This window comes from Streptomyces sp. AN091965, assembly GCF_022698285.1.
Lineage (GTDB): Bacteria > Actinomycetota > Actinomycetes > Streptomycetales > Streptomycetaceae > Streptomyces.
In genome coordinates this window covers 4,558,770-4,572,622 of record NZ_JALDMY010000001.1, presented here as the reverse complement: position 1 = coordinate 4,572,622, position 13,853 = coordinate 4,558,770, and the positions used below count along the sequence as shown (strand labels likewise).

The window sequence follows — 13,853 nt, the reverse complement described above, 5'->3', positions numbered from 1 at the left end:
GGGGTCCGGTCTCGCAAGGCCGGGGAGAAGCGGGTGGGTGGGTGGGAAAGGCCCGCCCAAGGCCCCCGTGGGACGCCGCCGCGGGACGGGGTGTCTCGGGGGGTGGACGGGGCCCGCGCAGGGGCGCGGGGGCCGGATAGGCTCGCGGCGTGGCTGAGATCGAGATCCCCGCAGACATCAGGCCCACCGACGGACGCTTCGGCGCGGGCCCCTCCAAGGTGCGACCGGAGGCGCTGGCGGCCCTGGCCGCCACCGGCACCTCCCTGCTCGGCACCTCGCACCGCCAGGCCCCGGTGAAGAACCTGGTCGGCCGCGTCCGCGAGGGCGTGCGCGACCTGTTCCAGCTGCCGGACGGCTACGAGGTGGTGCTGGGCAACGGCGGGTCCACCGCGTTCTGGGACGTCGCGACGCACGGTTTGATCGAGAACAAGTCGCAGCACCTCTCCTTCGGCGAGTTCTCCTCCAAGTTCGCGAAGGCGGCGAAGCTCGCCCCGTGGCTCGCGGAGCCGACGGTGATCGCCTCGGACCCGGGCACGCACCCCGAGCCGGAGGCCGAAGCGGGCGTGGACGTCTACGCGTTCACGCACAACGAGACCTCCACCGGCGTCGCCGCCCCGCTCGCGCGGGTCGCGGGCGCGGACGAGGGCGCGCTGGTCCTGGTGGACGCCACGTCGGGCGCGGGCGGCCTGCCGGTCGACATCGCCGAGACGGACGTGTACTACTTCGCCCCGCAGAAGTCGTTCGCGTCGGACGGCGGCCTGTGGATCGCCGCGTTCTCCCCGGCCGCCCTGGAGCGGGCGCGGCGGGTGCACGCGAGCGGCCGCCACGTGCCGGAGTTCTTCAGCCTGCCCACGGCGATCGACAACTCGCTCAAGAACCAGACGTACAACACGCCCGCGCTCGCCACGCTGTTCCTGCTCGGCGAGCAGCTGGACTGGCTCAACGGCCGGGGCGGCCTCGACTGGTCGGTGCGCCGCACCGCCACCTCGGCCCGCACCCTGTACGGCTGGGCGGAGGAGTCGAAGTACGCGACGCCGTTCGTGACGGACCCGGCGAAGCGCTCGCAGGTGATCGGCACGATCGACTTCGACGACGAGATCGACGCGGCGGCGGTCGCGAAGGCGCTGCGCGCGAACGGCATCGTGGACACGGAGCCGTACCGCAAGCTGGGCCGCAACCAGCTGCGCGTGGCGATGTTCCCGGCCATCGACCCGGCGGACGTCGAGGCGCTTACGCGCTGCGTGGACTACGTGATCGAGAAGCTGTAACGGCACCTGCGCACCCCAGCACCCCGAAGGGCCCGGAACGCGTCGAGCGTGCCGGGCCCTTCGCCGTCCCTGGATCCGGAACTCACTTGCTGAGCGCCTTGAACTTCCGTACGGCGAGCGGCAGGAACAGCGCCGTCACGGCCAGCGGCCACACCACCGACATGAGGACGGCGTGCTGCTCGATCCAACTGGCGCCGCCCGCACCCGGGTTGCCGAACAGCTCGCGGGCGGCCGTGCCCGTCGACGAGACCGGGTTCCACGCGGCGACGGGCCCCAGCCAGTCGGGCATCAGGGACGGCGCCACGAACACGCTGGAGATCATCGTGATCGGGAAGGTCACCGCGTACAGGCCGCCCGCCGCCTGCGGGGACGGCACGACGAAGCCGAGCCACACGCCGACCCAGATCAGGCTGAAGCGCAGGAGGAGCAGCAGGGCGAAGGCGGTCAGGGCGTTGCCCACGCCGTTGTCGGGGCGCCAGCCGATGGCCACGGCCGTGAGCGCGAGGATCGTCAGCTCGGCGCAGGCCACGACGAGGTCGGCGACGCCGCGCCCGGCGGCCACGGCGGAGGGCGCCATCGGCATGGAGCGGAAGCGGTCGATGACGCCCTTCGACGCGTCGGTGGCGACGCCCATCGCGGTGTTCATGAAGCCGAAGGCCATCGTCATCACGAACATGCCGGGCATCAGGAAGTCCTTGTAGTCCCCCACGCCGCCGGGCACCTTCATCGCCTCGCCGAACACGAAGCCGTACAGGAGCACGCTGATGATGGGGAAGCCCAGCTGCCAGGCGATCAGGATGGGCTGGCGCTGGAAGTGGGTCAGATAGCGCCGGGCGATGTTCAGGGTGTCGACGACGACCCAGTAGGCGCGCCCGCGCGCGGGGTCCGCGGCCAGGGAAGGCTCGCGTGTCAGTACGTCGCTCATGCCGCCGCCTCCGTCCGGTCTGCCGCCGCCTCGATCCGGGGCGGCCGCTCGCTCTTCGCCCCCGTCAGTTTCAGGAACACGTCGTCGAGGCTCGGCCGCCGCAGGCCCACGTCCTCCACGGCGATGCCCTCGTCCCGCAGGGTGCGGGCGACGTCGGCGAGGGCGCCGACGCGGTCGGTGACCGCGGCCCGCACGCGCCGCTCGGCGTCGACCGTCTCCGGTTCGCCGTCGGCGACGCGGGCCACGGCCTTCACCGCGGCGGGCAGGTCGGCGGCCTCGCTGACGACGACCTCCAGCTGGCTGCCGCCGACGGTGGCCTTGAGGCCGTCGGGGGTGTCGTCGGCGATGGCGCGGCCCCGGTCGATGACGGTGATGCGGGACGCGAGCCGGTCGGCCTCCTCCAGATACTGGGTGGTGAGCAGGACGGTCGTCCCGCTCGCCACCAAGTCCCGTACGGAGTCCCAGACCTCGCTGCGGCCGCGCGGGTCGAGGCCGGTGGTGGGCTCGTCGAGGAAGAGCACGGACGGGGCGAGGATCATCGAGGCGGCGAGGTCGAGGCGGCGCCGCATGCCTCCGCTGTACTGTCCGGCGCCCTTGTCCGCGGCGGCTTCGAGGCCGAACTGTTCGAGCAGTTCCCGGGCCCGGCGCTCGGCACGGCGCGGGCCGAGGTGGAAGAGGCGGCCGAACATCTCCAGGTTCTGCCGGCCGGTGAGGATCTCGTCCACGGCCGCGTACTGACCCGTCAGGCCGATGCGGCTGCGCACGACGGCCGGTTCGCGCACGACGTCGGCGCCGCCGACCTCGGCGTGGCCGCCGTCGGGGCGGATCAGGGTGGCCAGGACGCGGACGGCCGTGGTCTTGCCCGCGCCGTTCGGCCCGAGCAGGCCGTGGACCGTGCCGTGGGCGACGGTCAGGTCGAAGCCGTCCAGGGCCTTCTTCTCGCCGTACCGCTTCTCCAGGCCGCGGGCCGCCACCGCGTGCTCCCCGCGTGTGCGCTCGCTCATAGAAGCTCCACCGTCCGTTCCCCTCGTCTCGTCACGCTCGTGCCGAACCCTTGCCGGACCCCGCCGAGTACACCGTACCCAATGGAGAGTACACCGTACCCAGTTTCTGTCCGAGGGCTTATCGTGAGATCCATGAGGACCACGGAGACCAGCGGCAGCGGCGACATCAAGCGCAGCCTCGAACTGCTCTGGGGCGAGGGCGAGCGGCCCACTCGCGGCCCCAAACCGGCCCTGACCCTGGACCGGATCGTCACCGCCGCGGTCGCCCTCGCCGACGCCGAGGGCATCGCCGCCGTCTCCATGCGCCGCCTGTCGCAGGAGCTGGGCACCGGCACGATGTCGCTGTACCGCTATCTGCCGGGCAAGGCCGAGCTGCTCGACCTGATGCTCGACCACGTCCAGGCGCCCACCGACGACGAGGACGCCTTCGCGGGCGGCTGGCGCGCCGGCGTCGAGGCGTACGCCCGCGAGGCCCTGGACCGCTACCACGCACACCCCTGGCTGCTCCAGGTCAACCAGTCGCGGCCGGTGCTCGGCCCGAGCGCCGTCGGCGGCCTGGAGAAGGTCCTGTCCCGCATCAAGCCCATGGGCCTGCGGGACCCCGAGCTGGTCTCGATCCTGATCCTGGTCGAGGGGTACGTCTCCGGGGTCGCGCGCATGCGCACCCAGTCGGTGGAGGCCGACGCCGCCGGGCTCTCCGAGGCCGCGTTCTGGGAGAAGCAGGGGCCGGTGCTCGGCCGGATCATGACCAGCGGCAAGTACCCGCTGGTCGCCGGGCTCTCCGACGACACGTTCGGCCCGGACTTCGACCACTTCGAGTTCGGCCTCCAGCGGATCCTGGACGGACTCGACGCCCTGGTCGAGCAGCGCGAGCGCACGGCGGGGCAGCAGCGGGGGTGACAGACCGGGCCGCCCGTGTCTGTATGGAGGGATGAAGCCGAATCCCGCGCGTCCGGCGAGCCCGGAGCTCGCCCGGTTCGAGAAACAGCAGGCGGTCCTGCTGACCAGCCACAAGAAGGACGGCACCGGCGTCGGCACCCCGGTCCACTTCGCGGTCGACGGCGACCACGCGTACTTCCGCACCTTCGGCAAGGCGGGCAAGGTCAAGCGGCTGCGCCGGGACCCTCGGGTGGAGATCGCCCCCTCGACGCTGCGCGGCAAGCCCACCGGGCCCGGGATCACCGCGCGGGCGCGGCGCCTCGAACGCGGCACCGGGGAGGACGCGCGCGCCTCCCGCCTCATCGCCCGCAAGTACCCCGTGCAGCAGGGCGTCCTCGTGCCCCTGTGGCACAAGCTCCGCCGGGACGCGACCCTGCACTACGAGATCCGGCCCGTCACGAGCCCCGGAGCCGGGCCCGCCGAACGCGCACCGGACCAGGGACCCGGCGAAACGCCCCCCGCCCCCTAGGGCCTGTCCGATGGGTCGGCGCGGCGATCCGGCGTCGCGCCCGACCTCGGAGCGGGACCGGACGGCCTTCCCGCACGGTTCGCGGGCGGCGACGCCCCGGCCGTCGGACAGGGCGGCGACGATCAGCAGGCCGCGTCCGGCCACGTCCGTGGCGGCGGGCTCCCGGGAACCGGCTGCTGCCCCGGGCTCGGCTTCGCGGTCGAGCAGGAGGTGCCGGACGCCGTGCGTGCGGCGTACGAATCCCTCATCCGTGTCCCTCATCCGTGACGGCTTCACCAGTCGCCTCATCGCTTCGTGAGCCGGACTTCCGGCCGGAAAGCAGCCCCCTCCACCGTAAATAACCAAGCACGCTTGATTGTTTCTCCGGGCGCTGCCATGCTCCCAGGGCACACCGCCGTGCCCTGAGGGGAGCGCACCGTGTCCGACGCCCGCGCCGTCATCGGCGTACTCGACGATCTGCGCGACGAGAGCGACGAACTCGACCGCCTCGTCGGCGACTTGGAGCCCCAGCGCTGGGCCCTGCCCACGCCCGCGCCGGGCTGGACCGTCGCCCACCAGATCGCGCACCTCGCCTGGACCGACCGGGCCGCGCTGCTCGCCGCGACCGATCCCGACGCGTTCGCCGCGGAGGCGGCCGCTGCCCTGGCCGCGCCGGACACCTTCGTCGACGACGGCGCCCGCGAGGGCGCGGCCCGGCCGCCCGCCGTCCTCCTCAAGAGCTGGCGCACCGGGCGCGACGCGCTCCAGCAGGCCCTGCGCGCGGCCCCGGCCGGGGCCCGATTCCCCTGGTACGGGCCGCCCATGGCGCCCGCCTCCGTCGCCACCGCGCGGATCATGGAGACCTGGGCCCACGGCCAGGACGTCGCCGACGCGCTCGGCGCGACCCGCGCCCCCACGGCCCGCCTTCGGCACGTCGCCCGGATCGGGGTGCGGGCGCGGGACTATGCCTTTGCGGTGCACGGGCTTGCCGCGCCCGGCGAGGAGTTCCGGGTCGAACTGGTCGCGCCCGACGGGGTGTTGTGGGCGTACGGGGATGAGGGGGCCGCGCAGCGCGTCACCGGGGCCGCGCTCGACTTCTGCTTGCTGGTGACTCGGCGGGCTCACCGCGATGACCTCGAACTGCGCGCCGAGGGCTCCGACGCCGACCGCTGGCTGGACATCGCCCAGGCGTTCGCGGGGCCGCCGGGACCGGGGCGGTCGACGAACGGGGCCGGCCGGTGACGGGCGGGCGTGAGGAAGGCCGTGCGGTCGAAGCCGGGGGTCATGGGCGGGCGGGTGGGAGGGACGCCGCGCGCGGCGCGGCTGAGGGCACCCACCGGCGGGCGGCCGAAGAGCGACTGCCACCGGCCGCGCCCCTGCGCATCGGCAACGCCTCCGGCTTCTACGGCGACCGGTTTGACGCCGTGCGGGAGATGCTCACCGGCGGCCCCCTCGACGTCCTCACCGGCGACTACCTCGCCGAGCTGACCATGCTCATCCTCGGCCGCGACCGCCTCAAGGACCCCGACCTCGGCTACGCCAAGACCTTCCTGAAGCAGATGGAGGAGTGCCTCGGCGAAGCACACCACCGGGGCGTGCGCATCGTCGCCAACGCGGGCGGCCTGAACCCGGCCGGGCTCGCCAGGGCCCTGCGGACGGCGGCCGCCCGCTTCGGCCTGCCCACCCGCGTGGCGCACGTGGAGGGCGACGACCTGGGCGCCCGCTTCCCCGGCGCCCTCACCGCCCACGCCTACCTCGGCGGCTTCGGCATCGCCGAGGCCCTGCGCGCGGGCGCCGACGTCGTGGTGACGGGGCGGGTCACCGACGCCGCCCTGGTCACCGGGCCCGCCGCCGCCCGCTTCGGCTGGGCCCCGGACGCGTACGACGAGCTCGCGGGCGCCGTCGTCGCCGGGCACGTCCTGGAGTGCGGCACCCAGGCGACCGGCGGCAACTACGCCTTCTTCGCCGAGCACGACCCCGCCACGCTGCGCCGCCCCGGCTTCCCGCTCGCCGAGGTCCACGCGGACGGCTCCTGCGTCATCACCAAACACGACGGCACCGGCGGCGTCGTGGACGTCGGCACGGTCACCGCGCAGCTCCTCTACGAGACCTCCGGCGCCCGGTACGCGGGCCCCGACGTCACCGCGCGCCTGGACACCGTACGGCTGCGCCAGGACGGGCCCGACCGCGTCCGCGTCGACGGCGTGCGCGGCGAACCCCCGCCCCCCGACCTCAAGGTCGGCCTGAGCCGTCTGGGCGGCTATCGCAACGAGGTCGTGTTCGTGCTCACCGGCCTCGACGTCGACGCCAAGGCCGAACTGGTCCGCGCCCAGGTCGAGGGCGCCCTCGGCGGCGCCAAGGCCCGTCCGGCCGAGGTGCGCTGGGAGCTCGCCCGCACCGACCACCGCGACGCCGCCACCGAGGAGAGCGCGAGCGCCCTGCTCCGGCTGGTCGTCCGCGACCCCGACGCGGCGGCCGTGGGCCGCGCCCTCACCGGCGCGGCCGTGGAGCTCGCGCTCGGCAGCTACCCGGGCTTCCACGTCACGGCCCCGCCCGGCGCGGGCACGCCGTACGGGGTGTTCGAGGCGGCGTACGTGCCCGCGGGCACCGTGCGGCACGTGGCGGTCCTCCCGGACGGGCGGCGCGTGGACGTACCGGCGGCGGCCCGGACCCGCGACCTGGTGGACGCCGAACCGCCCCCGCTGCCCGAGCCGTTGGCCGCCGCGGGGCCGACCCGCAGGGTTCCGCTCGGATACGTGGCGGGCGCCCGCAGCGGCGACAAGGGCGGGGACGCGAACGTGGGGGTGTGGGCGCGCACCGACGAGGCGTGGCGGTGGCTGGCCCACCGGCTCACGGTCGAGGAGTTCCAGGAGCTGATCCCCGAGAGCCGGACGCTGAAGGTCACCCGGCACCTCCTGCCCCGCCTGCGCGCCCTCAACTTCACCGTGCACGGCATCCTCGGGGAGGGCGTCGCCTCCCGGTCCCGCTTCGACCCCCAGGCCAAGGGCCTCGCCGAATGGCTGCGGTCCCGGTACCTGGACATACCGGAGGTGCTCCTGTGACCGTCCTCGCGTCCGCGCTCGACACCGCGGGCCCCGAGTACGCCGCCCACCGCGAGGCCATGCTCGCCAGGCTCGCCGAGCTCGACGCCGAGCAGGCCAAGGCCCTGGAGGGCGGCGGCGAGAAGTACGTCCGGCGGCACCGGGGGCGCGGCAAGCTCCTCGCCCGGGAGCGGATCGAGCTGCTCCTCGACCCGGACACGCCCTTCCTGGAGCTGTCCCCGCTCGCGGCCTGGGGCAGCGAGTACCCCGTCGGTGGCTCGATGGTGACCGGGATCGGCGTCGTCGAGGGCGTCGAATGCCTCATCACTGCCAACGACCCGACCGTGCGCGGCGGCGCCAGCAACCCCTGGACGCTGAAGAAGGCCTTCCGCGCCCACGAGATCGGGCACGCGAACCGGCTGCCCTCGATCCACCTCGTGGAGTCCGGCGGCGCCGACCTGCCCTCGCAGAAGGACATCTTCATCCCGGGCGGCGCCCTCTTCAAACACCTCACGCGGTCCTCGGCCGCGGGCATCCCGACCGTCGCCGTCGTCTTCGGCAACTCCACCGCGGGCGGCGCCTACGTCCCCGGCATGTGCGACCACGTGATCATGGTCAAGGAGCGTGCGAAGGTGTTCCTCGGCGGCCCGCCCCTGGTGAAGATGGCCACCGGCGAGGAGAGCGACGACGAGTCGCTCGGCGGCGCCGAGATGCACGCCCGCACCTCCGGCCTCGCCGATCACCTCGCGCAGGACGAGCACGACGCGCTGCGCCGGACCCGCCGCGTCGTCGCCCGCCTCAACTGGCGCAAGGCGTACGCCGATCCGCCGCCCGCCGAACCGCCGCGGTACGACGCCGACGAACTCCTCGGCATCGTCCCGGCCGACCTGCGCACCCCCTTCGACCCGCGCGAGGTCATCGCCCGGATCGTCGACGGCTCCGACTTCGACGAGTTCAAGCCCCTGTACGGAGCCTCGCTCACCACCGGCTGGGCCCGGCTGCACGGCTACCCGGTCGGCATCCTCGCCAACGCCCAGGGCGTGCTGTTCTCCGAGGAGTCGCAGAAGGCCGCGCAGTTCATCCAGCTCGCCAACCAGCGCGACATCCCGCTGCTCTTCCTGCACAACACCACCGGCTACATGGTCGGCAAGGAGTACGAGCAGGGCGGCATCATCAAACACGGCTCGATGATGATCAACGCGGTGAGCAACAGCCGGGTCCCGCACCTCTCGGTGCTCGTGGGCGCCTCGTACGGCGCCGGGCACTACGGCATGTGCGGCCGCGCCTACGACCCCCGCTTCCTCTTCGCCTGGCCCAGCGCCAAGTCCGCCGTCATGGGCCCGCAGCAGCTCGCGGGCGTCCTGTCCATCGTCGCCCGGCAGTCGGCCGCCGCGAAGGGGCAGCCGTACGACGACGAGGCCGACGCGGCCCTGCGCGCCATGGTGGAGCAGCAGATCGAGGCGGAGTCCCTGCCGATGTTCCTCTCCGGCCGGCTCTACGACGACGGCGTGATCGACCCGCGCGACACCCGCACCGTCCTCGGCATCTGCCTGTCGGCCCTGCACACAGCCCCCTACGAAGGCGCACGCGGCGGCTTCGGCGTCTTCCGCATGTGAGAGGCGGTCCCCGTGATCTCCAAGCTGCTCGTGGCCAACCGGGGCGAGATCGCCGTCCGGGTCTTCCGCACCTGCCGGGAGCTCGGCATCGCCACCGTCGCCGTGTACTCCGACGCCGACGCGCGCGCCCTGCACGTCCGCGAGGCCGACGAGGCCGTACGCCTGCCCGGCGCGGCCCCGGCCGCCACCTATCTGCGCGGCGACCTGATCGTGGCCGCGGCCCGGGCGACGGGCGCGGACGCGGTCCACCCCGGCTACGGCTTCCTGTCGGAGAACGCCGCGTTCGCCCGCGAGGTCGCCGGGGCGGGGCTCACCTGGATCGGGCCGCCCCCGGAGGCCATCGAGGCCATGGCCTCCAAGACCCGCGCGAAGGAGCTGATGGGGCTCGCGCCGCTCGCCCCGGCGGACGTCACGGAGGCGGACCTGCCGGTCCTGGTGAAGGCGGCGGCCGGAGGCGGCGGCCGCGGCATGCGCGTCGTACGGGAACTCCGCGACCTCACGGGCGAGTTGGCGGCCGCGGGGGCGGAGGCCGCGAGCGCCTTCGGGGACGGCGAGGTGTTCGTCGAGCCGTACGTGGAGGGCGGGCGGCACGTCGAGGTGCAGCTCGTCGCCGACGCACACGGCACGGTCTGGCCGCTCGGGACGCGCGACTGCTCCCTCCAGCGCCGCCACCAGAAGGTCATCGAGGAGGCCCCGGCGCCCGGTCTGCCCGACGCCCTCGTCGAGCGCCTGCACGAACTGGCCGCCCGCGCCGCCCACAAGGTCGGTTACCGGGGCGCAGGCACCGTCGAGTTCCTCGTCGCCGCCGACGGCACCCCGCACTTCCTGGAGATGAACACCCGCCTCCAGGTCGAGCACCCGGTGACGGAGGAGGTGTGCGGCCTCGACCTGGTGGCGCTCCAGCTCCGCGTCGCCGAGGGCCACGCCCTTCAGGGGCCGCACCCGCCCCGGCCCGTCGGGCACGCCGTCGAGGCCCGTCTGTACGCGGAGGACCCGGCGGCGGGCTGGGCCCCGCAGACCGGCACGCTGCACCGCGTCGCCGTGCCCGACGGGGTGCGCCTGGACACCGGGTACGCGGACGGCGACACGGTCGGCGTGCACTACGACGCCATGCTCGCGAAGGTCGTCGCGTACGCGCCCACGCGCGCCGAGGCCGTCCGCAAGCTGGCGGGCGCCCTGGAGCGGACCGTGGTCCACGGCCCTGTCACCAACCGCGAGCTGCTCGTCCGCTCGCTGCGCCACCCCGAGTTCACCGCCGGGCGCATGGACACCTCCTTCTACGACCGGCACCTGCCCGAGCTGACCGCGGCGGACGCGGGCCCCGACGTCCGGTACGCCCCGCTGGCCGCCGCCCTGGCCGACTCCTGCGGCCGCTCCCGCTTCGGCGGCTGGCGCAACCTGCGCTCCCAGCCGCAGGTCAAGCGGTACCGCGACGCGGCGGGCACCGAGCACGAGGTCCGCTACACGAGGACCAGGGACGGCCTCCTTGCGGACGGCGTCCGCGTCCTCGACGTGACGTCCGACCGCGTGGTCCTCGAAGTGGACGGCGTACGCAGGGAGTTCCCGGTCGCCCGGTACGGCGACTCCGGGCGCGTCCACGTCGGGAACGTGGCCCTCGTGCCGCTGCCCGCCCTGCCCGAGCCCACCGTCCGGCAGGAGCCCGGCTCGCTGCTCGCCCCCATGCCGGGCACGGTCGTCCGGGTGGCCGAGGGGCTCGCGGAGGGCGCCGAGGTCACCGCCGGGCAGCCGCTGATCTGGCTGGAGGCCATGAAGATGGAGCACCGCGTCACCGCCCCCGCGGCCGGCACCCTGACCGCGCTGCACGCGGAGCCGGGCCGGCAGGTGGAGGTGGGCGCACTCCTGGCCGTCGTACAGGAAGCCGTACAGGAACAGGAAGCAGAGCCCACGTCTCGGGAGGAAGTCTCAGCATGACCGGCATGAGCACAGTCCTGGAAACCGAGGAACACACCGCGCTGCGCACCGCCGTCGCCGCGCTCGGCCGCCGCTACGGCCGTGACTACCTGACCCGCGTCGTCAGCGAGGGCGCCCACCCCGACGCACTGTGGGCGGACGCCGCCAAGCTGGGCTATCTCGGCGTGAACCTGCCGGAGGAGTACGGCGGCGGGGGCGGCGGAATCACCGAACTCTCCCTCGTCCTCGAAGAGTTGGGCGCGGCGGGCTGCCCGCTGCTCATGATGGTGGTGTCCCCGGCGATCTGCGGCACGGTGATCGCCCGCTTCGGCACCGACGCGCAGAAGCGGGCCTGGCTCCCGGGCCTCGCCGACGGCAGCCGCACCATGGCGTTCGGCATCACCGAGCCGGACGCGGGCTCCAACTCCCACCGCATCACGACGACCGCCCGCAAGGACCCCGGCTCCGGCGACTGGCTCCTGACCGGCCGCAAGGTGTTCATATCGGGTGTCGACATCGCGGACGCCACGCTGATCGTGGGCCGCACCGAGGACGCCCGCACCGGCCGCCTCAAGCCGTGCCTGTTCATCGTGGACCGGGACGCGCCGGGCTTTCAGCGGCGCGCCATCCCCATGGAACTCAAGGCGGCGGAGAAGCAGTTCGAGCTGGTCCTCGACGACGTCCGGCTGCCCGCCGACGCGCTCGTCGGCGACGAGGACGCGGGCCTCCTCCAGCTCTTCGCGGGCCTCAACCCCGAGCGGATCATGACGGCCGCGTTCGCCCTCGGCATGGGCCGCTACGCGCTGGCCCGCGCGGTGGAGTACGCCAAGGACCGCACCGTGTGGAAGGCCCCCATCGGCGCGCACCAGGCGATCGCCCACCCGCTCGCCCAGGTCCACGTCGACCTCGAACTCGCGGGCCTGATGACCCGCAAGGCCGCGCTCCTGTACGACAGCGGGGACGACGTGGCGGCGGGCGAGGCCGCGAACATGGCGAAGCTCGCCGCCGCCGACGCCTGTGTGAAGGCCGTCGACCAGGCCGTCCACACCCTCGGCGGGAACGGTCTGACGGCGGAGTTCGGCCTGGCCTCGCTGATCGTCGCGTCCCGCGTGGCCCGGATCGCCCCGGTGAGCCGCGAGATGATCCTCAACTACGTCTCGCACCAGACCCTGGGCCTGCCCAAGTCCTACTGACCCCGCACCCCGTGGGAAGGGAAGTGCCCATGACCGTGGTGACCGCGTCGAAGCCCGAGCGGGGCGTCGTGACCCTCACCCTCGACTCGCCCGCCCACCGCAACGCGCTCTCCGCCGACCTGGTCGCCGAGCTGACGGCCGCCCTGGAGCGGACCCGGGCGGACGACGGCGTACGGGCCGTGGTGCTCACGCACACCGGCTCGACGTTCTGCTCCGGCGCGGACCTGCGGCAGCCGCCCGACCCGGCGGCGTTCGTGGCGCTGATGCGGCGGATCCTGACCCTGCCCAAGCCCGTGGTGGCGCGGGTGGCCGGACACGCGCGGGCGGGCGGCCTCGGCCTCGTCGCCGCCTGCGACATCGCGGTCGCGGGCGGCGGAGCGGCCGGGGCCGCCTCCTTCGCCCTGACCGAGGTGCGCATCGGGGTCGTCCCCGCCGTGATCTCGATCCCGCTCCTGGCCCGCGTCGACGCCCGTGCGGCGGAGCGCTACTTCCTCACCGGCGAGCGCTTCGACGCGGCGGAGGCGGCCAGGATCGGCCTGGTCACCGCGTACGACGACGACGTCGACACGGCCCTCGCGCCCGTCATCGACGGCCTGCGCAAGGCGGCCCCCAAAGCGCTGGCCGACACCAAGAAACTCCTCACGGCTAAGGTTCTGACCGCATTCGACGAGGAGTCGGACGCCGTCATCGCCCTGTCCGCGCGTCGCTTCCGCTCGGCCGAGGCACAGGAGGGCATGGCGGCGTTCCTGGAACGACGGGAGCGCCCATGGGTGCTGTGACGGAGGCCGACCGTTCGCCCAAGCAGGACCGCAGCCGGGCCACCCGGCAGCGGCTCCTGGAGGCGGCCGTGGCCTGTCTGGCCGAACACGGCTGGACCGGCTCGACGGTCACCGTCGTGTCCGAGCGCGCCGGGGTGTCCCGGGGCGCGGCCCAGCACCACTTCCCGACCCGCGAGGACCTCTTCACGGCCGCCGTGGAGTACGTCGCCGAGCAGCGCTCCGCCGCCCTGCGCGGCCTCTTCCCCGAGGGCGCCCGCGCCGCCGACCGGACCGCGGTCGTCCGCGCCCTCGTCGACCTCTACACCGGGCCGCTGTTCCGCGCCGCCCTCCAGCTGTGGGTCGCCGCCTCCAACGAGCCGCAACTGGGGCCGCGCGTCGCGGAGTTGGAGGCTCGCGTCGGCCGCGAGACCCATCGCATAGCCGTCGAGCTCCTCGCCGTCGACGAGTCCCGCCCCGGCGCCCGCGAAACCGTCCAGGGCCTCCTCGACATGGCCCGCGGCCTCGGCCTCGCCAACCTCCTCACGGACGACGCCGCCCGCCGCGACCGGGTGGTCCACCAGTGGAGCCGACTGGTCGCGGGGGCGCTGGGGTAGCCCTGCCGGAGGCCCCTTCCCGGAACTGGGGGCTCCGCAGTTCCAGCCCGTCCGGCGTCTGAGGACGAGGCCGAAGGCCGACGAGGGCGGGGTGCCAGGGGCAGCAGCCCATGGTTCCGGGAAGGGGCGGGGTCGG

At 74.1% G+C, this 13,853-nt stretch carries 12 protein-coding genes; 10 read left to right on the top strand and 2 right to left on the bottom strand.

The window, feature by feature from the left end:
• The first annotated feature begins 149 nt into the window (after positions 1-149).
• Positions 150-1,268, top strand: a complete 1,119-nt coding sequence (gene serC, locus MQV74_RS19130; protein WP_242719309.1) for a phosphoserine transaminase — start codon at positions 150-152, stop codon at positions 1,266-1,268.
• Between the two features lie 82 nt (positions 1,269-1,350).
• Here the strand turns inward: serC and MQV74_RS19125 are convergent, their stop codons facing one another.
• Positions 1,351-2,193, bottom strand: coding sequence for an ABC transporter permease (locus MQV74_RS19125; protein WP_242719306.1), 843 nt, complete (start codon positions 2,191-2,193; stop codon positions 1,351-1,353).
• The gene (locus MQV74_RS19120; protein ID WP_242719304.1) at positions 2,190-3,197 is read right to left on the bottom strand and encodes an ATP-binding cassette domain-containing protein; all 1,008 of its coding nucleotides are present in this window, start codon (positions 3,195-3,197) and stop codon (positions 2,190-2,192) included. Before MQV74_RS19120 ends, MQV74_RS19125 begins: the two co-directional genes overlap by 4 nt.
• 132 nt (positions 3,198-3,329) lie before the next feature.
• On the opposite strand from MQV74_RS19120, the gene MQV74_RS19115 reads away from it, so the two are divergent.
• From MQV74_RS19115 to MQV74_RS19075, 9 genes are all read left to right on the top strand, one after another.
• Positions 3,330-4,097, top strand: coding sequence for a TetR/AcrR family transcriptional regulator (locus MQV74_RS19115; protein ID WP_242719302.1), 768 nt, complete (start codon positions 3,330-3,332; stop codon positions 4,095-4,097).
• A gap of 31 nt (positions 4,098-4,128) precedes the next feature.
• On the top strand, positions 4,129-4,605 hold the full coding sequence (locus MQV74_RS19110; RefSeq protein WP_242719300.1) for a PPOX class F420-dependent oxidoreductase: 477 nt from the start codon (positions 4,129-4,131) through the stop codon (positions 4,603-4,605).
• 417 nt (positions 4,606-5,022) lie between these two features.
• On the top strand, positions 5,023-5,826 hold the full coding sequence (locus tag MQV74_RS19105; RefSeq protein WP_242719298.1) for a TIGR03084 family metal-binding protein: 804 nt from the start codon (positions 5,023-5,025) through the stop codon (positions 5,824-5,826).
• A 116-nt stretch (positions 5,827-5,942) separates the two neighbouring features.
• Positions 5,943-7,646 (top strand): acyclic terpene utilization AtuA family protein, encoded by a 1,704-nt coding sequence (locus MQV74_RS19100; protein WP_242728840.1) that lies wholly within the window; start codon positions 5,943-5,945, stop codon positions 7,644-7,646.
• Positions 7,643-9,241 carry an acyl-CoA carboxylase subunit beta gene (locus tag MQV74_RS19095; protein ID WP_242719296.1) on the top strand — a complete coding sequence of 533 codons (1,599 nt, stop codon included), beginning with the start codon at positions 7,643-7,645 and terminating at the stop codon, positions 9,239-9,241. Before MQV74_RS19100 ends, MQV74_RS19095 begins: the two co-directional genes overlap by 4 nt.
• Before the next feature lie 12 nt (positions 9,242-9,253).
• Complete coding sequence (locus MQV74_RS19090; RefSeq protein ID WP_242719294.1) at positions 9,254-11,173, top strand: ATP-binding protein; 1,920 nt, start codon at positions 9,254-9,256, stop codon at positions 11,171-11,173.
• Positions 11,174-11,178: 5 nt separating this feature from the next.
• Positions 11,179-12,345, top strand: coding sequence for an acyl-CoA dehydrogenase family protein (locus tag MQV74_RS19085; protein WP_242719292.1), 1,167 nt, complete (start codon positions 11,179-11,181; stop codon positions 12,343-12,345).
• 29 nt (positions 12,346-12,374) lie between these two features.
• A complete protein-coding gene (locus MQV74_RS19080; protein ID WP_242719290.1) occupies positions 12,375-13,124 on the top strand; it encodes an enoyl-CoA hydratase family protein in 750 nt (249 codons plus the stop codon).
• A complete protein-coding gene (locus MQV74_RS19075; protein ID WP_242719288.1) occupies positions 13,112-13,717 on the top strand; it encodes a TetR/AcrR family transcriptional regulator in 606 nt (201 codons plus the stop codon). The genes MQV74_RS19080 and MQV74_RS19075 overlap by 13 nt, the downstream gene beginning before the upstream one ends.
• Positions 13,718-13,853: the final 136 nt, after the last annotated feature.

What these genes read in the sequence shown, in the direction of transcription:
- MQV74_RS19085 (WP_242719292.1), top strand. Translation starts at nt 11,179, where the DNA reads ATGAGCACAGTCCTGGAAACCGAGGAACACACCGCGCTGCGCACCGCC.
- MQV74_RS19115 (WP_242719302.1), top strand. Translation starts at nt 3,330, where the DNA reads ATGAGGACCACGGAGACCAGCGGCAGCGGCGACATCAAGCGCAGCCTC.
- MQV74_RS19110 (WP_242719300.1), top strand. Translation starts at nt 4,129, where the DNA reads ATGAAGCCGAATCCCGCGCGTCCGGCGAGCCCGGAGCTCGCCCGGTTC.
- MQV74_RS19080 (WP_242719290.1), top strand. Translation starts at nt 12,375, where the DNA reads ATGACCGTGGTGACCGCGTCGAAGCCCGAGCGGGGCGTCGTGACCCTC.
- MQV74_RS19075 (WP_242719288.1), top strand. Translation starts at nt 13,112, where the DNA reads ATGGGTGCTGTGACGGAGGCCGACCGTTCGCCCAAGCAGGACCGCAGC.
- MQV74_RS19125 (WP_242719306.1), bottom strand. Translation starts at nt 2,193, where the DNA reads ATGAGCGACGTACTGACACGCGAGCCTTCCCTGGCCGCGGACCCCGCG.
- MQV74_RS19120 (WP_242719304.1), bottom strand. Translation starts at nt 3,197, where the DNA reads ATGAGCGAGCGCACACGCGGGGAGCACGCGGTGGCGGCCCGCGGCCTG.